24 protein-coding genes are annotated in these 19,852 nt (G+C 71.3%); 9 read left to right on the top strand and 15 right to left on the bottom strand.

Annotated elements, in window-relative coordinates; all coding sequences use genetic code 11:
* The first annotated feature begins 158 nt into the window (after positions 1–158).
* On the top strand, positions 159–974 hold the full coding sequence (locus tag AB5J73_RS10280; RefSeq protein ID WP_370969462.1) for an ECF transporter S component: 816 nt from the start codon (positions 159–161) through the stop codon (positions 972–974).
* Here AB5J73_RS10280 and AB5J73_RS10275 read toward each other — a convergent pair.
* Together AB5J73_RS10275 and AB5J73_RS10270 are read right to left on the bottom strand one after the other, a co-directional pair.
* Positions 965–1,819 carry a 3-hydroxybutyryl-CoA dehydrogenase gene (locus AB5J73_RS10275; RefSeq protein ID WP_370969461.1) on the bottom strand — a complete coding sequence of 285 codons (855 nt, stop codon included), beginning with the start codon at positions 1,817–1,819 and terminating at the stop codon, positions 965–967. The genes AB5J73_RS10280 and AB5J73_RS10275 overlap by 10 nt on opposite strands.
* 106 nt (positions 1,820–1,925) lie before the next feature.
* Positions 1,926–2,114, bottom strand: a complete 189-nt coding sequence (locus tag AB5J73_RS10270) for a DUF3073 domain-containing protein (protein ID WP_125308707.1) — start codon at positions 2,112–2,114, stop codon at positions 1,926–1,928.
* Positions 2,115–2,321: 207 nt separating this feature from the next.
* Here AB5J73_RS10270 and AB5J73_RS10265 point away from each other — a divergent pair, with 207 nt between their 5' ends.
* A complete protein-coding gene (locus AB5J73_RS10265) occupies positions 2,322–3,218 on the top strand; it encodes a hypothetical protein (protein ID WP_370969460.1) in 897 nt (298 codons plus the stop codon).
* Here AB5J73_RS10265 and AB5J73_RS10260 read toward each other — a convergent pair.
* Genes AB5J73_RS10260 through AB5J73_RS10250 form a run of 3 tightly spaced genes read right to left on the bottom strand, consistent with a single transcriptional unit; the run spans position 3,215 to position 5,896 of the window.
* The gene (locus AB5J73_RS10260) at positions 3,215–4,150 is read right to left on the bottom strand and encodes an asparaginase (RefSeq protein WP_370969459.1); all 936 of its coding nucleotides are present in this window, start codon (positions 4,148–4,150) and stop codon (positions 3,215–3,217) included. The two genes, AB5J73_RS10265 and AB5J73_RS10260, sit on opposite strands and share 4 nt — an antisense overlap.
* Positions 4,147–4,716, bottom strand: a complete 570-nt coding sequence (locus AB5J73_RS10255) for an aerial mycelium formation protein (protein ID WP_370969458.1) — start codon at positions 4,714–4,716, stop codon at positions 4,147–4,149. The genes AB5J73_RS10260 and AB5J73_RS10255 overlap by 4 nt, the downstream gene beginning before the upstream one ends.
* Before the next feature lie 49 nt (positions 4,717–4,765).
* The gene (locus AB5J73_RS10250; protein WP_370969457.1) at positions 4,766–5,896 is read right to left on the bottom strand and encodes a folate-binding protein YgfZ; all 1,131 of its coding nucleotides are present in this window, start codon (positions 5,894–5,896) and stop codon (positions 4,766–4,768) included.
* Positions 5,897–5,927: 31 nt separating this feature from the next.
* Between AB5J73_RS10250 and AB5J73_RS10245 the strand changes: the two genes are divergently transcribed.
* Positions 5,928–6,776 (top strand): aminodeoxychorismate lyase, encoded by an 849-nt coding sequence (locus tag AB5J73_RS10245; RefSeq protein ID WP_370969456.1) that lies wholly within the window; start codon positions 5,928–5,930, stop codon positions 6,774–6,776.
* Here AB5J73_RS10245 and AB5J73_RS10240 read toward each other — a convergent pair.
* The 5 genes from AB5J73_RS10240 to AB5J73_RS10220 all read right to left on the bottom strand — a co-directional run bounded on the left by AB5J73_RS10240 (position 6,755) and on the right by AB5J73_RS10220 (position 10,816).
* Positions 6,755–7,174 carry a hypothetical protein gene (locus AB5J73_RS10240; RefSeq protein ID WP_370969455.1) on the bottom strand — a complete coding sequence of 140 codons (420 nt, stop codon included), beginning with the start codon at positions 7,172–7,174 and terminating at the stop codon, positions 6,755–6,757. The genes AB5J73_RS10245 and AB5J73_RS10240 overlap by 22 nt on opposite strands.
* A gap of 98 nt (positions 7,175–7,272) precedes the next feature.
* Positions 7,273–8,121: a biotin-dependent carboxyltransferase family protein gene (locus AB5J73_RS10235; protein WP_370969454.1), complete on the bottom strand. Its 849-nt coding sequence runs from the start codon at positions 8,119–8,121 to the stop codon at positions 7,273–7,275.
* Entirely contained in the window at positions 8,118–8,714 is a 597-nt protein-coding gene (locus tag AB5J73_RS10230; protein ID WP_370969453.1) for an allophanate hydrolase subunit 1, read from the bottom strand. The genes AB5J73_RS10235 and AB5J73_RS10230 overlap by 4 nt, the downstream gene beginning before the upstream one ends.
* Before the next feature lie 4 nt (positions 8,715–8,718).
* Positions 8,719–9,333 (bottom strand): FABP family protein, encoded by a 615-nt coding sequence (locus AB5J73_RS10225; RefSeq protein ID WP_160697786.1) that lies wholly within the window; start codon positions 9,331–9,333, stop codon positions 8,719–8,721.
* Positions 9,334–9,460: 127 nt separating this feature from the next.
* Entirely contained in the window at positions 9,461–10,816 is a 1,356-nt protein-coding gene (locus tag AB5J73_RS10220; protein ID WP_370969452.1) for a DHA2 family efflux MFS transporter permease subunit, read from the bottom strand.
* A 45-nt stretch (positions 10,817–10,861) separates the two neighbouring features.
* On the opposite strand from AB5J73_RS10220, the gene AB5J73_RS10215 reads away from it, so the two are divergent.
* Positions 10,862–11,257 (top strand): MerR family transcriptional regulator, encoded by a 396-nt coding sequence (locus tag AB5J73_RS10215; protein WP_370969451.1) that lies wholly within the window; start codon positions 10,862–10,864, stop codon positions 11,255–11,257.
* Positions 11,258–11,312: 55 nt separating this feature from the next.
* Here AB5J73_RS10215 and AB5J73_RS10210 read toward each other — a convergent pair whose 3' ends face one another.
* The 5 genes from AB5J73_RS10210 to AB5J73_RS10190 form a co-directional block, all read right to left on the bottom strand.
* The gene (locus tag AB5J73_RS10210; protein WP_370969450.1) at positions 11,313–11,624 is read right to left on the bottom strand and encodes a DUF1416 domain-containing protein; all 312 of its coding nucleotides are present in this window, start codon (positions 11,622–11,624) and stop codon (positions 11,313–11,315) included.
* On the bottom strand, positions 11,624–12,460 hold the full coding sequence (locus tag AB5J73_RS10205; protein ID WP_160697590.1) for a sulfurtransferase: 837 nt from the start codon (positions 12,458–12,460) through the stop codon (positions 11,624–11,626). The genes AB5J73_RS10210 and AB5J73_RS10205 overlap by 1 nt, the downstream gene beginning before the upstream one ends.
* Positions 12,461–12,490: 30 nt before the next feature.
* Complete coding sequence (locus tag AB5J73_RS10200) at positions 12,491–12,922, bottom strand: DUF4395 domain-containing protein (RefSeq protein WP_370969449.1); 432 nt, start codon at positions 12,920–12,922, stop codon at positions 12,491–12,493.
* Between the two features lie 261 nt (positions 12,923–13,183).
* Positions 13,184–13,612 carry a thioredoxin domain-containing protein gene (locus tag AB5J73_RS10195; RefSeq protein ID WP_370969448.1) on the bottom strand — a complete coding sequence of 143 codons (429 nt, stop codon included), beginning with the start codon at positions 13,610–13,612 and terminating at the stop codon, positions 13,184–13,186.
* A 12-nt stretch (positions 13,613–13,624) separates the two neighbouring features.
* A complete protein-coding gene (locus AB5J73_RS10190; RefSeq protein WP_370969447.1) occupies positions 13,625–14,521 on the bottom strand; it encodes a DUF2993 domain-containing protein in 897 nt (298 codons plus the stop codon).
* A gap of 152 nt (positions 14,522–14,673) precedes the next feature.
* Here AB5J73_RS10190 and AB5J73_RS10185 point away from each other — a divergent pair, with 152 nt between their 5' ends.
* The 5 genes from AB5J73_RS10185 (at position 14,674) to pstA (ending at position 19,852) form a co-directional block, all read left to right on the top strand.
* Complete coding sequence (locus AB5J73_RS10185) at positions 14,674–15,417, top strand: winged-helix domain-containing protein (protein WP_370969446.1); 744 nt, start codon at positions 14,674–14,676, stop codon at positions 15,415–15,417.
* A 140-nt stretch (positions 15,418–15,557) separates the two neighbouring features.
* Positions 15,558–16,463: a mycothiol synthase gene (mshD, locus tag AB5J73_RS10180; protein WP_370969445.1), complete on the top strand. Its 906-nt coding sequence runs from the start codon at positions 15,558–15,560 to the stop codon at positions 16,461–16,463.
* 225 nt (positions 16,464–16,688) lie between these two features.
* Positions 16,689–17,819: a phosphate ABC transporter substrate-binding protein PstS gene (gene pstS, locus AB5J73_RS10175; protein WP_370969444.1), complete on the top strand. Its 1,131-nt coding sequence runs from the start codon at positions 16,689–16,691 to the stop codon at positions 17,817–17,819.
* Between the two features lie 51 nt (positions 17,820–17,870).
* Complete coding sequence (gene pstC, locus AB5J73_RS10170) at positions 17,871–18,935, top strand: phosphate ABC transporter permease subunit PstC (RefSeq protein ID WP_370969443.1); 1,065 nt, start codon at positions 17,871–17,873, stop codon at positions 18,933–18,935.
* 2 nt (positions 18,936–18,937) lie between these two features.
* A complete protein-coding gene (pstA, locus tag AB5J73_RS10165) occupies positions 18,938–19,852 on the top strand; it encodes a phosphate ABC transporter permease PstA (RefSeq protein WP_086862622.1) in 915 nt (304 codons plus the stop codon).

Raw genomic sequence — 19,852 nt, 5'->3', positions numbered from 1 at the left:
GCTGCCGGAGCTGCCGGAGCTGCCGGAGCTGCCGGAGCTGCCGGAGCTGCCGGAGCTGCCGGAGCTGCCGGAGCTGCCGGAGCGCCGAGCCGCGCCCGAGCACGGTCGGCCACGAGCGCCGTCTCGTGCCGGGCTACCCGAGCCCCGGAGCCGGCGCCATGACCGACTTCCTCCCGAAGCCCCGCACCATCCGGCTCACCCCTCGGCCCGCGCTGGTCCTCACCACCGCGAGCCTCCTCGGCCTGGCCATGTTCTGCTGGCCCCTCTTCACCAACCCGCAGCCCACCGCGGCCGCCCACACCGCCGACGCGCCGTTCGTCTTCATGGCGACCCTGCCGGTGCTGATCCTCGTCGTCCTGGCCGAGCTGTCCCGCGGCGGCATCGACGCCAAAGCGCTCGCTCTCCTCGGCGTGCTCTCCGCCGTCAACGCCGGGCTGCGGCCGCTCGGGGCCGGGACCGGGGGTATCGAGCTGGTCTTCTTCCTGCTCGTGCTCGCCGGCCGGGTCTTCGGGCCCGGCTTCGGGTTCGTGCTCGGCTCGACGTCGCTGTTCACCAGCGCGCTGCTCACCGCCGGGGTCGGGCCGTGGCTGCCGTTCCAGATGCTCGCTTCGTCGCTCATCGGGCTCGGGGCCGGGTTGCTGCCACGGGCGCGCGGCAAAGCCGAGATCGCGATGCTCGTCGTGTACGGCGTGTTCGCGGCCTACTTCTTCGGGCTCCTCATGAGCCTGTGGTCGTGGCCGTTCCTCGCCGGGGGCAGCACGCAGCTCGGCTTCGTGCCCGGCTCGCCGCTGCTGGAGAACCTCCACCGGTTCGCGGTGTACACCGTGCTGACGTCGACGCTCGGCTGGGACACCGGCCGCGCGATCACCAACGCCGTCGCCATCGTCCTGCTGGGGCCGGCCATCCTCGCGGTGCTGCGCCGGGCCGCTCGCCGGGCGGCCTTCGGCGCGCCCGTGACCTTCGATCAGCTGTAGGAGTAGAACCCGCGGCCGGTCTTCTTGCCGAGCAGGCCCGCGTCCACCATGCGCAGCAGCAGCGGCGGCGACGAGTACAGCGGCTCCTTGAACTCCGCGTACATCGAGTCCGCGATGGCCTTGATCGTGTCCAGCCCGATCAGGTCGGACAGTCGCAGCGGGCCCATCGGGTGGGCCGTGCCCAGCTCCATGCCGCGGTCGATGTCCTCGGCCGAGGCGAAGCCCGACTCGATCATGCGGATCGCCGAGAGCAGGTACGGCACCAGCAGCGAGTTCACGATGAACCCGGCGCGGTCCTGCGAGCGGATCACGGTCTTGCCCAGCGCCGTCGTCGCGTGTTCCTCCGCGCGGCGGGCGGTCTCCTCGCTGGTCAGCAGCGAGGGCACCAGCTCCACCAGCGGCAGCACCGGCACCGGGTTGAAGAAGTGGATGCCGACCACCTGCTGCGGCCGGCTCGTCGCCATGCCCAGCTTCATGATCGGGATCGACGACGTGTTGGACGCGAACACCGCGTCCTCGGCCTCGACGATCTTGTCCAGCTGGCGGAAGACGTCGACCTTCGCCTGCTCCTGCTCGAGGATCGCCTCGACGACGAGTTCGCGGTCGGCGAACTCGGCGATGTCGGTCGTGAACCGGACCCGGCCGAGCGCCCCGTCGGCGTCCTCTGCGGACAGCTTGCCGCTCTTGACGCCGCGCTGCAGGGATTTCTCGATGCGCGCCTTGCCCGCGTCGAGCGCCGGCTGGTTCACCTCGGTGACCACGACGTCCAACCCGGCCCTGGCGTGCACCTCGGCGATGCCGGACCCCATCAGGCCCGCCCCGACGACTCCAACTCGACTGACCACCGGTTCACTCCTTCATCGCTTCGCAGGCCCGTTCTTGGGCAGCACGCAGCGCGCGAGGGCGGTTGCCGGGTTTTGCCCGGCTTCGCCCTCGCGCGGTTACGCGTGCTCAACGACGGTACTCGTCGTACCCGTCGTCGTACGGGTCTTGATCTTCGCTGTCGGACTCCTCGTGATGACCGCTGGAGGAGTTACTCGACAGCTCGCGCTGCAAAGCATCGAAGTCGGTCTCGTGCGAGCTGTACTTGAGCTCGCGCGCCACCTTCGTCTGCTTGGCCTTAGCCCGGCCGCGCCCCATGGCTCGACCCCCTCGCACAGGGGCGGGGCGGCCGGGGGAATCGGCGGCCCCGCATCGTCTCGACAATTCTTTCCTGGTCACACCGTACCGTGTCCGGGGGGTTCGATGCGACGTGGCACGGTGTGCCGGTGGTGACAGTGTCGGGCGGACACCGGTTACCGGCCGGTCGGTGACGATCGGTGCAGGTAGACGTGCCACGATCTACCCGTGCTCCGTCCCTTCGTGGCCTACCTGCGGGTGTACGAACCCCTGCTCGCCCTGGGCGACCCGCCGGACGAACGGCTGCGCGCGGCCGTCGCGGCGGCCAAGCTGCAGCGGACGGACGCGGGCGCGCGCGAGCAGGCCATGTGGCTCAAGTCACAGGTCGCCGCCCCGCGGCGGTTGCTGCCCGCCGAGCTCGCCGACGGCCGTCCCGCGCCGAGCCTGCTGACCGACGTCCTGGTGCTCGACCCGGAGGACGTCCCGGACGGCAAGGCCGAAGCCGGGCCGCTGGTCTGCCCGCTGGAACTGCGCGCCCGTTCGGCGGCCGCACTGGTCACGTTCCTGGGTGACGCGCACCCGGCGCTGAAGAACGTCGTCCTCGACGAGGGCGGTTTCACCCAGGAGACGATCCGCGCCCGCACCAAGTCGGCGATGGCGGACCTGAGCACGACGGCGGCCCACACGCTGTCGACGACGTGGACGGTCCCGCTGCCCTGGTTCGTGCTGATCGACCCGGACGACCGCCGCCTGGTCCTCGGCACCGGCCGCGACGACCCGAAGCGCGAACTGTCCTGGCGCGCGACGCTCGCCGACGCCCAGCACCGCGCCCGCGAGGCCGGCGAGCTGCTGGAACAGACCTTCGGCGACTCCGGTCCGGGCCGGGTGCTCTTCGAAACGCGCCGCTGGCTCGACAACTTCCACCCCGACTCGGTGATCGAACTCGACTACGGCGGCCTGGTCCAGCTCTTCACGGACGCGGTCCTGGAGGCCGACAACACGGCGGACGAGGTCCACGACATCCTCGACGCGCTGCGCTCGGGCAACGTGGAGGAGCTGGCCGAGCTGTTCTCGGACCTGCGCGAGTTCTGGGGCGACCTGGCCGGCCGCGAGCGCTCGAACTAGCCGCGCAGTTCCGGCACCCGGATCTCGCCGACCGGGCGGCCGCCGCCCAGGATCGAGCCGTGGGCGAGGGCGTCCAGCCCGGACACGTCGACCCCCAGGTACCGCAGGGCCGCCACCGCCAAGGGGGCGCACGCTCGCTTGTTGCCGTCGTCGATCTTGATCGCCACCGCGAAGCCGTCCGGGAGCGCGAACGCCTGGACGCCCTCCGCGCCCGCCTTCGACACCAGACCGTCCACCGCGGACATCAGGTCCGTGTCCTCGCGGCCGGTGCCGGCGACCAGCCACGGGTGCGCGCGCATCGCCGAAGCCACCTGCCGCGCAGGACCGTCGGGTGCGGCCGCCACCCGGCCGAACGCGCGGGCCAGTCCGGTCAGTGAGAACGCGAACAGCGGGGCACCGCAGCCGTCCACTCCCGTGTGGGCGATCGGCTCGGCCGTCAGCTCCGCCACCGTCGCGGCGATCTCCTGCTGCAGCGGGTGGTCCGGGGCCTCGTAACCCGACGTCGGCCAGCCCGCGCGGAGGCAGGTGGTCAGCATCGCCGTGTGCTTGCCGGAGCAGTTCATCATCACGCGGCGGGGCTCGGCCGCGTCGCGCATGCTCGGGACGTGCAGCGGGAAGTCCGGTGGGCAGGCCAGGTCGTCTTCGCGCAGGCCGGCCGCTTCCAGCAGCTCGAGGACCCGCTTCACGTGGCCCGGCTCGCCGGAGTGCGACGCGCACGCCAGTGCCAGGTCCTCGCCGTCGAAGTCCAGGCCGGCGCGCAGCATGCCGACCGCCTGCAGGGGCTTGTTGGACGAGCGCGGGAACACCGGCGAGGTGACGTCGCCCAGCGCCAGGCGGGCTTCGCCTTCGGGGCCGGTCACCACCAGGGCGCCGCGGTGGGCGCTTTCGACGAACCCCGAACGGACGACTTCGGCGAGGACCGGGTTGGTCACGGGGCCTCGCCGCGTCCGCGCTCGCTCTCCAGCAGCTCGTCCACAGTGGCCGATCCCTGCTGGTAGCGCTTCGCGATCTCCGCGTTCAACGTGTCCATCACGCCCTGGACCTCGCGCCGGAAGGACGACACCGACAGCTCTTCGCTGGCGTAGGTGTCCAAAGCGGAAGCGAGCTTCTCGTCCGAGAGGGACCCGACGTCGGTCAGGTCGGTGTCGCCGATCAGGGCTTCCGCGTGCCTGCGGTGCTCGCCCGCGCGGGACGGTTCCAGCTGCTGGTGCCGGCCCGAACCCGCGGCCGGGCCCAGTGCGTTGTCGGCCAGGATCGTCGCCAGCTGGTCGACGATGCTGGCTTCGCCGCCGGAACTGCGCCGCGTCTGCTCCGCGCGCACGATGTCGATCCGCGCGTGGAGGAGCCGGCGCAGGTAGGACAGATCCGTCTCTTCCTGCGCTGCTTCGTCGCGCCGCTCGCGCAGCACCTTCAACGGCAACTCGCCCAAGCCGCTGAGGTACCCCGGGCCGAGCACGCGGTCGATCCGCCGCCTGCCGCCGGGCCGCACTTCGATCACAGCGCAGTTTATCCCGGTTGAGCGTGATCTCGCTGTCAGGGGCTTTCCTTCAGCCACGGAGTTGCGCCGCTGCCGCACGTCCCGGGGCGGGGAGTTCCGACGGCACCGAGTCGGGGTCGATCGCCGCCTGGACGAGGTTGTCCTCCGAACCCGCCAGCAGCTCCGCGCCCACCGGCGTCGACCGCTTGACCAGCGCCAACGCGATCGGGCCGAGCTCGTGGTGCTGGATCACCGTGCCGATCCGGCCGACCGTCCGGCCGTCGAGCAGCAGCGGGTCGCCGGGTTCCGGCGTGACCTCCGGCGAGCCGTCGAGGTGGAGCAGCAGCAGGTTCCGCGGCGGGCGGCCGACGTTGTGCACCTTCGACACCGTCTCCTGACCGCGGTAGCAGCCCTTCGCGACGTGCGCGGCCGAGCCGACCCAGCCCACCTCGTGCGGGATCGTGCGGTCGTCGGTGTCGACGCCCAGCCGGGGCCGCAGCGACTCGACGCGCAGGGCGTCGAACACCCAGCTGCCCGCCGCCCGCGCGCCCGCGTCCGTGAGCCGCTTCCACCAGTCGAGCAGCGCCGCGCGCGGGACCGCCAGGTCGACGCTGGAGCGGCCCGGCCACGGCATCCGCCGCACGAAGCCGCCACCCGGCAGCGCCGCCACCGCGTACGGCTCCGGGCCGATCTCGGCGCCGACCGCGCTCAGCACGCGCTCGGCGTCCGGGCCGAGCACGGTGAGCAGCGCGAGCTCGGCGGTCGCGTCGCGGATGTCCACCTTGGACCAGAACTTCATCGCTTCGAGGTATTCGAGCAGCGTCTGGGGGCCGCCCTTGGGGAGCGCGCTGGTGACGCTCGTGCCCGGGTCGGTGTCGAGGTACACGGTCCCGTCGACGTGCGCGACCACCATGTGCGTCTCGACGCGGCCCTGGCTGTCGAGGACCAGCGCCTCGGTGCCGGAGCCCTCGGCGAGCCCGGTCACGTGCTGCGAGATGACCAGGTGCAGCCACGACAGCCGTTCTTCGCCGGTGACGGCGAGGAACTCGCGGTGCGACCGGTCGATCACGACCACGCCGCGCGAGGCCGTGCGCTGCTCGGCGAACGGGTCTCCCCAGTGCCAGGGGACGCCGGCTTCGGGGTGGTCGTCGGGTGAGGGGATCGATCCGGGCACGTCCAGCAGCGGCGAGCGGTACGGCATACCGCCCAGCCTAGGTGAGTACCGTGGCCGCATGCGCGTCCTCGTCTTCCTCGACGGAACCCCGGCCGACCCCGACGCCGCCCAGATCAAGGTCGACGACCTCGGGCTGCTGCGCGGCGACGGCGTCTTCGAGACGATCTTGGTCGTCGGCGGGAAGCCCCGTGAGCTGCGGCCGCACCTCGAGCGGCTGGCCCGTTCCGCGGCCATGCTCGACCTGCCGGAGCCCGATCTCGCCGCCTGGGAGCAGGTCGTTTCGGCCGTGCTCGAAAGGTGGACCGGCGGCCCCGAGATGACGCTGAAACTGGTGTACACCAGGGGATCCGACGGTGACCCCGCCGCGGAACCGACCGGGTTCGCGCTCGGCTCCGAGGTGCCGCCGTCGATCTTGAAGGCCCGCGCGGAAGGGGTCGCCGCGGTCACCCTCGACCGCGGTTTCCCGCCGGACCTCGCCGAGCGCGCGCCCTGGCTGCTGCTCGGCGCGAAGCCGTTGTCCTACGCGATGAACATGGCCGCGGTGCGCGAAGCCGGCCGCCGCGGCGCCGAAGATGTGATTTTCACCGCCGCCGACGGTTCGGTCTTCGAAGGGCCGACGTCGACCGTCGTGCTGGCGAAGGGCCGGACGCTCTACACGCCGCCGTCGAGCATCGGCATCCTGCCGGGCACCACCCAGGCCGCGCTGTTCCGCGGCGCCGAGAAGGCGGGCTGGGCGGTCAAGGTGGAGCCGCTGACGGTCCGCGACCTCGTCGAGGGCGACGGCGTCTTCATGGCCTCCAGCGTGCGCAAGCTGACCCGCGTGCACACCTTGGACGGCGAGCGCCTGCCCGACTCTTCGGCGGTGTACGCCGAGCTGGTGGCGGCCTACGAGGGCGAGTACGCCTGAGTGATCCGCACGATCGCCGGCGCGACCGCTTCCGCGCGGTACGCGGCGATCTTGTGGTGGCCGTCGATGATCAGCTCGCGTTCGCCGTCGGCCAGCACCACCGCGACCGGCCGGTGCCCGGTGCGGATGGCGGTCCGGTAGTACCCGACGCGGGCTTCGTCGGACGGCGGCCACGTGTCGGTCGGCGTCAGCTCCTGGTCCGCGGCGAGCCGTTCCGGCCCGCTCACGCGGTAGTCGCCGTCGACGAGCAGGTCGAGGACGGGGCCGAGCGTGGTGGCCAGCGGGCGGCGCAGCTGCCCGGTCGCCAGCGCGATCCGCAGCGACTGCGGGAGCTCCGCCCGCGCCCGCGTGTTCACGTCGAGGAAACCCGTGCCACCGCTGATCGTCACCTGTTCCACGACTATCAGGACGGGTGGCGGCGCGACATGGTTCCAGCCCCTACCCGGACGGGTGCACGCCGTGATCGCGGTCTCACCCGCCTGGCGGTAGCGGACTTTCAGGACATCCGGAACCGGACGCGGGTGCCCGGCCGGGCCTGCGCGAGCGCGTTCAGCGCGCCCGCGCGGACGACGGCCGCGACGGGGTAGCCGCCGGTGGTCGGGTGGTCGGCGAGGAACACCACCGGCCGCCCGTTCGGCGGCACCTGGATCGAGCCGGTGACGACGCCTTCGCTGGGCAGCTCGCCGTCGATCGCCCGGCGCAGCGGCGGCCCGTCGAGGCGCAGGCCGACGCGGTTCGATTCGGCGGTGACCGTCCACCACGCCGAGAGCCCGCCGGCCGCGTCGTCGAGCCAGTCGTCGCGGGGGCCGAGGGTCACCGGCACCACGAGTTCGCCCGGCGCCGGGACGGGGACGACGACGTCCGCGCCCGCCGGGACCCCCGTCGGCGCGCCGAGCGGGAGCACGTCGCCGGCCCGCAGCGGCGCCGGGCCGATGCCGGACAGGACGTCCCGCGACCGGCTGCCCAGCACCGGCTCGACGGCGATGCCGCCGGACACCGCCAGGTAGCAGCGCAGCCCGGTCACCGGCGTGCCGATCGACAGCGTCTGCCCGGCGCGCACCGGCACCGGCACGTGGGAGCCGAACGAGCGGCCGTCGACGACGACCCCGACCGCCGGGCCGGTGACGGCGACCGTCGCCGCGGCGGAGAACCGCACCGAGAGGCCGCCGAGCAGGGCTTCGATCCCCGCGGCGGCTTCGGCGTTGCCGGCCAGGCGGTTCGCGAGCCGCAGCGACGCCGTGTCCAGCGCGCCCGAAGGCGCGACGCCGAGGTGCGCGTAGCCGGTCCTGCCGAGGTCCTCGACCAGCGCGTACCGGCCCGGGTCGAGGACTTCCAGGTGCCTCACCGGACGCTCCGGAAGCGCACGCGGTCACCCGGAGCGAACAGCGCCGGCGGATCCGCGTGCGGGTCGAACAGCGTCGCCGACGTGTGCCCGAGCAGCCGCCAGCCGCCCGGCGACTCGCGCGGGTAGACGCCGGTGAACTCGCCCGCCAGCCCGACCGAGCCGGCCGGGACGCGGGTCCGCGGCGATTCCAGCCGCGGCTGGCGAAGGGGTTCGGGCAGGCCGGTCAGGTAGCCGAAACCGGGCGCGAACCCGGTGAACGCGACCGTGTAGACGGCCTTCGTGTGCAGGTCGACGACCGCGGCCGCGGAGATCCCGGCGTCCGAAGCGATCAGGGCGAGGTCCTCGCCGTCGTAGTGGACGTCGAGGGTGACTTCGCGCGGCTCGCCGGCGGGCGGGTGGGTGAGGTCGGCGCCGTCCAGCAGCGCCCGCACCTCGGCTACGCCCCCGACGACGAGCAGGCTGCGCGCGCCGGGCACGAGGTCGACGACCCCCGCGGGGCGGGCGGCCAGCACGGTCGCGTGCGCGGCCCGCAACTGGTCGAGCGAGTCGCAGTCGAGCAGGGCGGCGTCCTCGCCACACCGCCGCCAGCGCACGCCGTCAGCCGACGACGCGGTGCAGCAGGGCGGAGCTGTGGGGCTGCATCTCCTGGCCGACCATCGCGCGCTCCTCGACGTAGCCGAGGGAGCCCTCGATCAGGCCGTACAGCCGCTGGGCGGCGGTGACGTCCTTCGCCGTGGCCGTGCGGACCACCGCGTCGGTGCCGAGCTCCCAGGACGTCTGGTTGCGCGGCTTGCCGTAGTACAGCTCGACGATGCCGGTGTTGTGCGTGAGCAGCAGCTCGATGGTGTCGTCCTCCTGCGGCCGCCAGAACCCGGATTCGCGGGCGGCGGGGCGGATGACGTTGCCCTCGTCGTCGAGCAGCCAGGCCCGGGCCTCGTGGATCAGGAAGGGCCGGCCGTCGTGCGAGATCGTGAGCTGCTGCGCGAACTTGCGCGGGCCGTCGATGGTCGGGTAGTCGACCTCGCCCTCACCGCGCCACACGCCGACGAGCGGCAGCAGCGCGAGGCAGGCGTCGTTGAGGTTCGCCCCCTCGCGCAGGTTCGCGGTGTCGTTGGGGATGGGCAGGTCGTCCCACAGCGGGAGGTTGCGCGCCCGGGTGCTCTCCGCGCGCTTCTCCGCTGCCGCGATGGCTTCGTCGCCGCTGGCGGTCATGGGTCAGCGCTGGTCCGCGTACAGCCGGTAGACGACGTACACGGCGAACCAGGTGATCGCGATGCCCGCCAGCACCAGCAGGGTCGTAAACAGGATTTCCACGCCTCGCAGGATAGTCCGCCCGCCCTCAGCCGGCCCGGCGCAGGGTCGCCGCGGTGAGCACGGTCACCGACAGCAGGACCAGCCCGGCCACCGCCATGGCCAGGTGCAGGCCGCTCGGCAGCGTCGGACCGGCGGCCAGCAGCGCGCCCAGCGCGGCGACGCCGAGCGCGGTGCCGGTCTGGCGGGCGGCGTTGACCGTCGCCGACGCGATCCCGCTGCGGTGCCCCGGCAGCCCGGCGAGGCCGACGATGTTCGACGGCGTCACGGACAGCCCGACCCCGGCCCCGGCGACCGCGAAGGCCACCGCGACCAGCCAGTACGGCGTGGCGGCGTCGAGGAGCAGGAACGCGAACGAGCCCGCCGCCGCGACGGCGTAGCTGACCGGCAGCAGCCGCTCGGCGCCGTAGCGGGCGGAGAGCCGGCCGGCGGTGAAGGCGGCGACGACGTTGGCCAGGACGTACGGGAGCAGCTGGACGCCCGCTTCGGTCGCCGTCGCGCCGCGCGCCTGCTGCAGGTAGATGCCGATCAGGAACACGGCGGGGTAGGCCGCGAACCCGAGGCTCCACGCGGCGAAGATGGCCACCGAGAAGCGGGTCCGCGTGAACAACCGCACCGGCAGCATCGGGTGCGGCACGCGCAGTTCGACCACGACGAACGCGATCAGCGCGACGAGCCCGACGGCCCCGGTGACCAGCACGGCCGGGCTCGCGCCGAGCCGGCCGGCTTCGATCACGGCGAACGTCAGCAGGCCGATCCACAGCGCGCCGAGCACCTGCCCGGTCAGGTCGAGCGCGCCGTGCGCCGGGTCGCGCGACTCGGTGATCCCGCGACGCCCGGTGAGGACCGCGACGAGCCCGATCGGCACGTTGATCAGGAAGATCGACGGCCAGCCGAAGGCATCGGTCAGCGGGCCGCCGACGAGCGGGCCGAGCACGAGCGCGCAGCCGGCGACCGTGCCCCACAGGCCCATCACCCGCGCCCGGGCGGCGGGTTCGGGGAAGGCGTGCGCGAGCAGGGCGACGGCGCCGGGGATCACGGCGGAGGCCGCGAAGCCCTGGACGACCCGGGCGGCGATCAGCCATTCGAGCGTCGGCGCCAGCGCGCAACCGACCGACGCGACGGTGAAGACGCCCAGGCCGCAGAGGTAGCCGAGCTTGCGGCCGTAGCGGTCGCCGAGCGTTCCGCCGGAGAGGATCACGGCGGTGAGCGCGACGGTGTAGCCGTCGACGATCCACTGCAGGCCGCTGAAGCTCGCGCCGAGCGTCCGCTGCATGGTCGGCAGCGCGACGCTCACCACGCTGACGTCGAGCAGGGCCATGAAGCTGCCCAGGAAGACGGCGGTGAGCAGGCCGGTGCGGGTCGCCGGGGAGGTTAGGGTCACCTAAACAGCTTGCGACCTCAACCCGGCTTGAGGTCAACTCTCCGCATGCTTTCGATCGGTGAAGCGGCGGCGACCGTGGGCGTTTCGGTGTCCGCGCTGCGGTACTGGGACGAACGCGGCCTGGTCACGCCGGCGGCGCGTCGCGGCGGGAAGCGCTACTACGGGCCCGACGAGCTGCACCGCCTGGCCGCGGCGAAAATGCTGCAGGACACCGGCTTGCTCAGCCTGGACGAGATCGCCGCCGTCCTGCGCGGCCCGGAGCACGGCGACTGGCGCGCGGCCGTCCGCGACCGCATCGCGGAACTGGCCGAGCGGCAACGCAAACTGGCGATCGCGGAAACGTTCCTCACGCACTTCCTGCGCTGCCCCCGCGACCACCCGATCGAGACCTGCCCGTCCTTGCGGGACCACACCGCCCGCGTTCTGGCCGAAAAGCCGTGAAGGCCGCCTCGAGGAACTCGAAGTTCCTCGAGGCGGCCGTCACGAACTACGGGACTCAGGCGACCGAGATCGCCAGCTGGTGCAGGCCCGGGCCCTCGGCGGTGACCGAAGCCTCGCCGTTGCCGGAGCGGTGCAGGGCGCGGACCGTCCAGTCGCCCGGCGCCGCGTAGAAGCGGAAGTCGCCGTCGGCCGAGGAGACCACCTCGCCGGTGAAGTCGCCGCCGCCGTCGAGGAGCCGGACGAACGCGCCACCGACCGGCCCGTTCGCTCCCGTCACCTTGCCGGCCAGCACGACCTGGCCGCGCGTGTCGTAGTTCGCGGGCGTGGCCTCCTGGACCGGCGCGCCGCAGCTGTCGTCAACCGCCATCACTTGGCTCCCAACTCGACCGGCACGCCGACGAGCGAGCCGTATTCCGTCCATGAACCGTCGTAGTTCTTGACGTCCTCGTAGCCCAGCAGCTCGTGGAGCGCGAACCACGCGATCGAGGAGCGCTCGCCGATGCGGCAGTAGGCGATGGTGCCCTTGCCCTCGTCGATGCCCTCGTCCTTGTAGAGCTCCTTGATCTCGTCCTCGGACTTGAAGGTGCCGTCTTCGTTGGCGACCTTCGCCCACGGAACGTTCAACGCGCCGGGGATGTGCCCCGGAACCTGGGACTGCTCCTGCGGCAGGTGCGCCGGGGCGAGCAGCTTGCCGGAGAACTCGTCGGGCGACCGCACGTCGACGAAGTTCTTCGACCCGATCGACTGGACGACCTCGTCGCGGAACGCGCGCAGGGTCAGGTCCTGGTCCTGCGCCTTGTACTCGGTGGCGGGGCGCTTGACCTCGTCGGAGTTCAGCTCACGGCCGTCGAGCTCCCACTTCTTGCGCCCGCCGTCGAGCAGCTGGACGTTCTCGTGGCCGTACAGCTTGAAGTACCAGTACGCGTAGGCGGCGAACCAGTTGTTGTTGCCGCCGTACAGGATCACGCGGTCGTCGTTCGAAATGCCCTTCTCCGACAGGAGCTTCTCGAAGCCCTCCTTGGAGACGAAGTCGCGGCGCACCCCGTCCTGCAGGTCCTTGCGCCAGTCGAACTTCACCGCGCCCCGGATGTGGCCCCCGTCGTAGGCGGTGGTGTCCTCGTCGACCTCGGCGAACACGACGCCGGGGGTGTCCAGGTTCTCCTCGGCCCACTGGGTGGTGACCAGGACGTCTTCACGGCTCATGGAACGGACTCTCTTTCTGGGGTTGAACTTTCAGGACGCGCGGGCGGGGGTGAAGCGCTTGATGAGCAAGAACATTTCGCAGCCGAGGCAGAAGTCGAAGGCCGCGTTGAGGAAGGCCGCGAAGAGCGCGAAGGCCGTCGCGACGATGCCGAGCGGGGTGATCCCCGCGGCGAAGCCGATCGTGCCGACCAAGGCGAACACGAACCCGACGGCCTGCGCGAACCGCAGCGGGGCCGCGTCCTCTCGCTCGTCGGTCGGGCCGAGGCGCGGGGCCACGAAGGTGCGGTAGAGCACCGAGTACGGCGCCGGCTTGAGCCCGACGAAGGCGCCGACGGCGAACACGACGGTCTGGATCGCCAGCAACGGCCACCACTGGGTGACCAGCACGACCGCGAGCACGATCGTGGTCAGGATGGCGGCGAACCGCGGGCCTCGCGGGTCGACGGCCGGTCCGGCGGACATGGATCCTCCAGCTGGAGCAGGGAGATTACGTGCGAACGGCACGCGTCAGCGGCATCAGGGCTGGCGGGGACGGGCGTGGTTCAGCGCCGGTCGGACGACGCGCGACACAGGCTGCTGCGGACGCGGCAGAGGTCTACTGCGCGTCGCTGCGTGAGGAAGGTGCTCAGCCTGGTCACGGGTGCGAGCGTACCCAGCTCTCCCTCAGAGTGGGAACCACGTTCACACTCTGGGAGAAATCCCAATCGGCGGGAAGGTCCCTGGTCAGGACGTCCGAGTCGTGAGATGCGGCTGCAGAGCGGCCAGCAGCTCGGGTCCTTTCGGGACACCGCCGACGCGCAGCAGCTCCCGGCCGTCCGGGGTCAGCGCGATCGTGGTCGGCGTCCGCAGCACGGACAGCGACTGCGCGACCTCCGGCTGGTTCGTGACGTCGAGTTCGACGTGGTGCAGGCCGTCGGTCCGCTCGGCGAGCGGGGCGAGGACGGCCTTCGCGTGCCGGCAGGGCGCGCAGAAGGTGGTGGAGATCTGGACCAGCGTCACGGCGGACGCCGGGTCGAGGGCGGCGGTGACGGGGCCGGGCAGTGCGCGCGCGGCGGGCTTCGCCTCGCGCACGCGCCCGTTGCGCGCTCGAAGCAGCACGCCGACGGCCGCGGCGGCCACCAGCGTCGCCACGAGCACCCAGAGCCCCGTCACCGCACCGCTCCTCTACTTGCTCAGGTCCGCGAAGGACACATTGGTCGCTTCGCCCTTGATCGTGACCGATCCGCTCTGCACCCGCACGCCGGTCGGCGTGACCGACAGCGGCAGGTCCTTCGTGTTGATCGACGCCTTGAAGTTCGGCATCAGCGCCTTCTGCACCGCCGCGGGGACGACCGTGGTCTCCTGGTCGTTCCCGAACTGCAGCCGCTTGGGGACGAAGTTGATCGTCCCGCCCTTCGCGTCGGCTTCGATCATCGCGAAGCAGAAGATTTCCAGATCCTTGCCCGCGAACTGAAGGTGTCCCGAAATGCGGACACCGGTGCTCGACTCGTCGACGGGCTGGCCGTCGGCGCCGGTCGTGGTGGTCGGCGTCGGCTCGCTCTGGCCGGAGTCGCCGTTCTCGACGTAGTCGGTGCTCGACGGCTCGATCCGCAGGTCCTTGATCTTGTCCAGCGGCGAGAGGCGGGCCAGGTCGGCGGCCTTGATGGTGACCGAACCGGTCAGCTCGCCGATGGTGATCGACTTCGTGTTGCCCGACGTGAGGTCGGACAGCGGGGCCGAGACGTTCTCCAGCTCGGCGTTGACCGCGACGTCCTGGAGCTTGTCCGCGACCGGGAGGCCGGCGGCGGACACGCTGATGTGACGGTAGTCACCGCCGAGCGCCTGCGTGAGGAACGGGAAGCCGTGGATCGTCACCGACGGGTCGTCGGTCAGCTGCAGCTGCGTGCGCGCCTTCTGCGAGATCATGTGCTCGGCGTACGCGGCGGCGCCGAAATCCGCGCCGACCAGCAGCAAAACCAGGACCACCAGTGCGATCACCCAGCGTCGGGCCCGGCGTCCGCGGCGCCGCGCGTCCGGCGGCGGTCCGGGTCGGTCGTCCCGGGTCACGGGCCTGCTCACCATCGCGTCCGTACTCCTGTTCGTCGGGTCCACCGGGGTTTCTCCAGGTGTGATCGATCCAGCAAGGGTTAGGTGCCGGGCGGTCGAGCCGCTATTCTCACTTAGCACCGAACAACGCCACCGAGCGGCGACGATTTGTGGAGGCGGTGCGGCTCATGAGCCTGGACCTTCTGGTGCTGACTGCGGAAGCCGACGCCACTTCGGTGCTTCCCGCGCTGGACCTGCTGCCGCACACCGTACGCGTCCGGCCCCCCGAGGTGACGGCCCTGCTCGACGCGGGCCACCGGGACGTCATCGTCCTGGACGCCCGCAGCGACCTGGCCTCGGCGAAGAGCCTCTGCCGGCTGCTCAAGGGCGCCGGTGAAGACGAGGCGGCCACGCCGATCATCGCCGTCGTCGGCGAGGGCGGCCTGGTGGCGGTCAGCGCCGAGTGGCGCACCGACGACATCCTGCTGCCCACCGCGGGCCCGGCCGAGGTCGACGCCCGGCTGCGGCTGGTCACCACCCGCGACGGCGGTTCCGCGCAGGTCGACGCCGAGCTGCGGGTCGGCGAGCTGGTCATCGACGAGGCGACCTACACCGCGCGCCTGCGCAAGCGCACCCTCGAGCTCACCTACAAGGAGTTCGAGCTGCTCAAGTACCTCGCGCAGCACGCCGGCCGGGTGTTCACCCGCGCCCAGCTGCTGCAGGAGGTCTGGGGCTACGACTTCTTCGGTGGCACCCGCACGGTCGACGTCCACGTCCGGCGGCTGCGCGCCAAGCTCGGCCCGGAGCACGAGCAGATGATCGGCACCGTGCGCAACGTCGGCTACAAGTTCGAGCGGCCCGCGAAGGGTGGCGCGCCCCGCCAGCCGGCCCCGGCCGAGGCGCCGGCGGAGACCCCCGAGCTCGCGCACTGACGCCGTCACACCTCTCAGGACGCGGTGACAGCCGTCGCGTTGCCTCGGCGCCCAAGCCGCACTTTCACGTGAAAGTGCCACTTTGAAACGCAAAGCCGCACTTTCACGTGAAAGTGCGGGCTCGCGGGTACGGTCGCAGGGTGACCGGAGAAGGCGAGTGGCGCCAGGAACTGGACGACAAGCAGCTCGACGACGTCCGCGGGCTGCTGGTGGCCGTCCGCGAGGCCGACGGGCGACCCGAAGTCGAGCCCGGCGGGCCGCTGCCCGGTGAGTTCGACGGCGGTGAGCACCTGGTCGCCTGCGTCGAAGACGAGGTCGTCGGCTACGCCCACCTCGACACCACCGGCGACTCCTTCGGGCACCAGGTCGCGGAGCTCTTCGTGCACCCGGCCCACCGCAACCGCGGCTACGGCGCGAAGCTGCTCCAGGCGCTCGACGAGCGCGCCGCGGTCGGCTTCCGGCTCTGGGCGCACGGCGACCACCCCGCCGCGCGGAAACTGGCGCTTAAGACCGGCCTGGAGCGCAAGCGCGAGCTGCTGATCCTCCACGCCGGCGTCGAGGACGCGGACTGGCCGGAGCCGGTGCTGCGCGCCGGCGTCACGCTGCGGACGTTCGTGCCGGGCCAGGACGAGGACGCCGTGGTCAAGGTGAACGCGCGGGCCTTCGACTGGCACCCCGAGCAGGGCGCGCTGACCGCCGACGACGTCCGCGCCGACGAGCGGCGGCCGTGGTTCGACGCGGACGGCTTCTTCCTCGCGGAGGAGGACGGGACCGTCATCGGCTTCCACTGGACGAAGGTGCACGAGCCCACCCCGGGCCGGTTCGGCGGCGAGCGCGTCGGCGAGGTCTACGTCGTCGGCGTCGACCCGGCCGCGCAGGGTGGCGGCCTCGGCCGGGCGCTGACCCTGGCGGGGTTGCGGTACCTCGCGGGCCGGGGGCTGCGGCAGATCATCCTGTACGTCGAGGGCGACAACGCACCGGCGCTCGCGGTCTACACGAAGCTCGGGTTTGCGCGTTACGAAACCGACGTGCAGTACGGTCGGTGACCACGGTGGACGCGGCGCGAACGCCTCGTCACGGTGTGCGAACACGCAGGTCACGGCCCGGACACGGCACCCTATCGGGGTAGTAGCACTCCTCACATCCGGAGCCTTGTTCACTTTTCGTTCATCTGGAGAGGGGCACCCGTCCACCGGCGCTGCCTAATGTCCGGATCCGGCGCGGCAGCACGCCGCGACGACCCGGTCAAGCTCCTGATGGAGGAAACAGCAGTGAAGATCATGCGGCCCCTGAGCGCGGTGGGCATCGTCGCGAGCGCCGCCCTCGTGCTCGCCGCCTGTGGTTCCGACCCCGCGGCGACCAACAGCGGCAGCTCGAACTCGGCTTCGGCGCCCGCTGCGACCGGCACCGCCGACGTGGAGTGCGGTGGCAAGAGCCCGCTCTCCGCCGAGGGTTCGTCGGCCCAGAAGAACGCCATCGACATCTTCACGCAGCAGTACAGCAAGAAGTGCGCCGGCCAGCAGGTCAACTACAACCCGAGCGGTTCGGGCGCGGGCGTCAAGCAGTTCAACGCCAACCAGATCGACTTCGGCGGCTCGGACTCCCCGATCAAGGACGCCGACGCCGCGGCCGCCAAGGCCCGCTGCGCCAGCGACGCCTGGAACATCCCGCTGGTCGTCGGCCCGATCGCGGTCGCGTACAAGCTGTCCGGTGTGGACAAGCTGACGCTGACCCCGTCGGTGACCGCCAAGATCTTCAGCGGTGGCATCACCAAGTGGAACGACCCGGCCATCAAGGCGGTCAAGGGCAACGAGAGCCTGAACCTGCCGGACAAGCCGATCCAGGTCGTCTCCCGCGCCGACGAGTCGGGCACCACCGACAACTTCCAGAAGTACCTGGGCGCCGCGGCGAAGGCCGACTGGACCAAGGGTGCCGGCAAGAAGTTCAACGGCGGCGTCGGCAACGGTGCGCAGGGCTCCAACGGTGTCGCGACCGCGGTGAAGGCCTCCGACGGCGGCATCACCTACGTCGAGGGCGCGTTCGCCAAGGACGGCCTGACCCCGGCCCTCATCGACAGCGGCTCCGGCGGCGTCGAGCTCAACGCGGCGAACGTGGCGAAGTCCCTCGACGCGGCGAAGTTCCTCAAGGACGGCTCGAACGACCTCGCGCTCGACCTCAACGGCATCTACGCCAGCAACACCCCGGGTGCCTACCCGCTGCTGCTGACGACCTACGAGATCGTCTGCTCGAAGTACGCGAACCCGGACGTCGCGAAGGCCGTCAAGGCGTTCCTGACGGTGGCCGCCACCGACGGTCAGCAGCCGCTGTCCGCCAAGGGCTACGTGCCGATCCCGCAGTCGCTGCAGACCAAGGTCCTGGCCGCCGTCAAGGCGATCTCCTGACCCGGCATTGCGACTGACATCCGAGTGATAGAGGCTGGTCAGAAGTAGCTGATGAGCGAGTCATCCTCGACGCGAACGCCCACCGGCGACCCCGGTGGGCGTTCGTCGTCCGCCACGACGCCCCCGGAGGTCCCGATTTCGGAGCAACCAGGCTCCCCGGCGGCGCCGCAGCCGCCCGCGAGCGAGAAACCGAAGAAGCGGCCCGGTGACCGCATCTTCCAGAACCTGACCACCGGGGCAGGTGTCTTCGTCGTCGCCCTGATCGGCCTGATCGGGCTCTTCCTGCTCATCCAGGCGATCCCGGCGCTGCAGGCCGACAACGTCAACTTCCTGACGAACCACGGCTGGTCGACCAACGACCCCGCCAACATGTCGTTCGGCATCCTCGACCTGCTCGAGGTCACCGTGGCGACGTCGGTCGTGGCGCTGATCATCGCGATGCCGGTCTCGCTGGGCATCGCGCTGTTCCTGACCCAGTACGCGCCGAAGCGGCTCGCGCGGCCGTTCGCGTACGTCATCGACCTGCTCGCCGCGGTGCCGTCGATCATCTTCGGCCTGTGGGGCATCCTGGTCTTCGCGCCGGCGATCGAGCCGTTCTCGCAGTGGATCAACACCACGTTCTCGTGGTTCCCGCTGCTGGCGCCCGGCAACGTCGCGCCGAGCGTGCGCGGCACGATCTTCACCGCCGGCATCGTGCTGGCCGTGATGATCCTGCCGATCATCACGTCGCTCTCGCGCGAGGTCTTCGAACGCACGCCCACCCCGCACATGGAGGGCGCGCTCGCCCTCGGTGCCACCCGGTGGGAGGTCATCCGCACAACGGTGCTGCCGTTCGGCAAGGCCGGGTACATCGGCGCGTCCATGCTCGGTCTCGGCCGCGCGCTCGGCGAGACGATCGCCCTGGCCGTCATCCTGCTGATCCCGCAGGGCAAGAACTTCGACTGGAGCCTCTTCGACGGCGGTGCCACCTTCGCCTCGAAGATCGCCGCGAACTACAGCGAGTTCAACAACGAGATCTCGGCCGGCGCGTACATCGCGGCCGGCCTGGTGCTGTTCGTGCTCACGTTCCTCGTCAACTTCGCGGCGCGGTCCGTCATCGGCAAGAAGGGAGACTGAGCATGACCACCACGCTCGAAGCCCCTGCCACGACCCCCGCGTTCCAGCAGGTCAGCCTGGCCCGCAAGGTCAAGAACGGCATCGCAACGGTGCTGGTCTGGCTGTCGTTCCTGATCGCCGTCGTCCCGCTGGTGTGGGTGCTCTACACGGTGATCGCGAACGGCATCAAGCGCATCCCGTACACCAACTGGTGGTCCCAGGACCTGGGCAACTACCTGTCCGACGAGGTCGGCGGCGGGGTGCTGCACGCGATCATCGGCAGCCTCCTGCAGGGACTCGTCTGCGCGATCATCGCGGTGCCGATCGGCATGCTCGTCGCGATCTACCTCGTCGAGTACGGCCGGGGCAAGCTCGCGAAGGCCACGACGTTCATGGTCGACATCCTCTCCGGTGTCCCCTCGATCGTCGCCGCGCTGTTCATCTACGCGCTCTGGATCACCACGTTCGGCCTGCCGCGCAGCGGTTTCGCGGTTTCGCTGGCCCTGGTGCTGCTGATGATCCCGGTGGTCGTCCGCTCGTCGGAGGAGATGCTGCGGATCGTCCCGGACGACCTGCGCGAGGCCTCCTACGCGCTGGGCGTGCCGAAGTGGAAGACGATCATGAAGATCGTGCTCCCGACGGCGATGTCCGGCATCGTCGGCGGCGTCATGATGGCGCTGGCCCGCGTGATGGGCGAGACCGCGCCGCTGCTGGTCCTGGTCGGCTATTCCGCCTACACGAACTGGGACATCTTCAGCGGCGAACAGGCGGCGCTCCCGCTGTTGATGAACAACGAACGCGTCACCAACTCGATGGATCCCGGCTCGGTCGGCTTCGACCGCATCTGGGGCGCGGCGCTGACCCTGGTGCTCATCATCGCGCTGATCAACCTCCTCGCCACCGTGTTCGCGCGCCTCGTCGCCCCGAAGAAGAAGTGA

Origin of the sequence: Amycolatopsis sp. cg9 (genome assembly GCF_041346945.1) — a bacterium.
Taxonomy (GTDB): domain Bacteria; phylum Actinomycetota; class Actinomycetes; order Mycobacteriales; family Pseudonocardiaceae; genus Amycolatopsis.
This window is presented reverse-complemented; position numbering and strand designations above follow the sequence as displayed.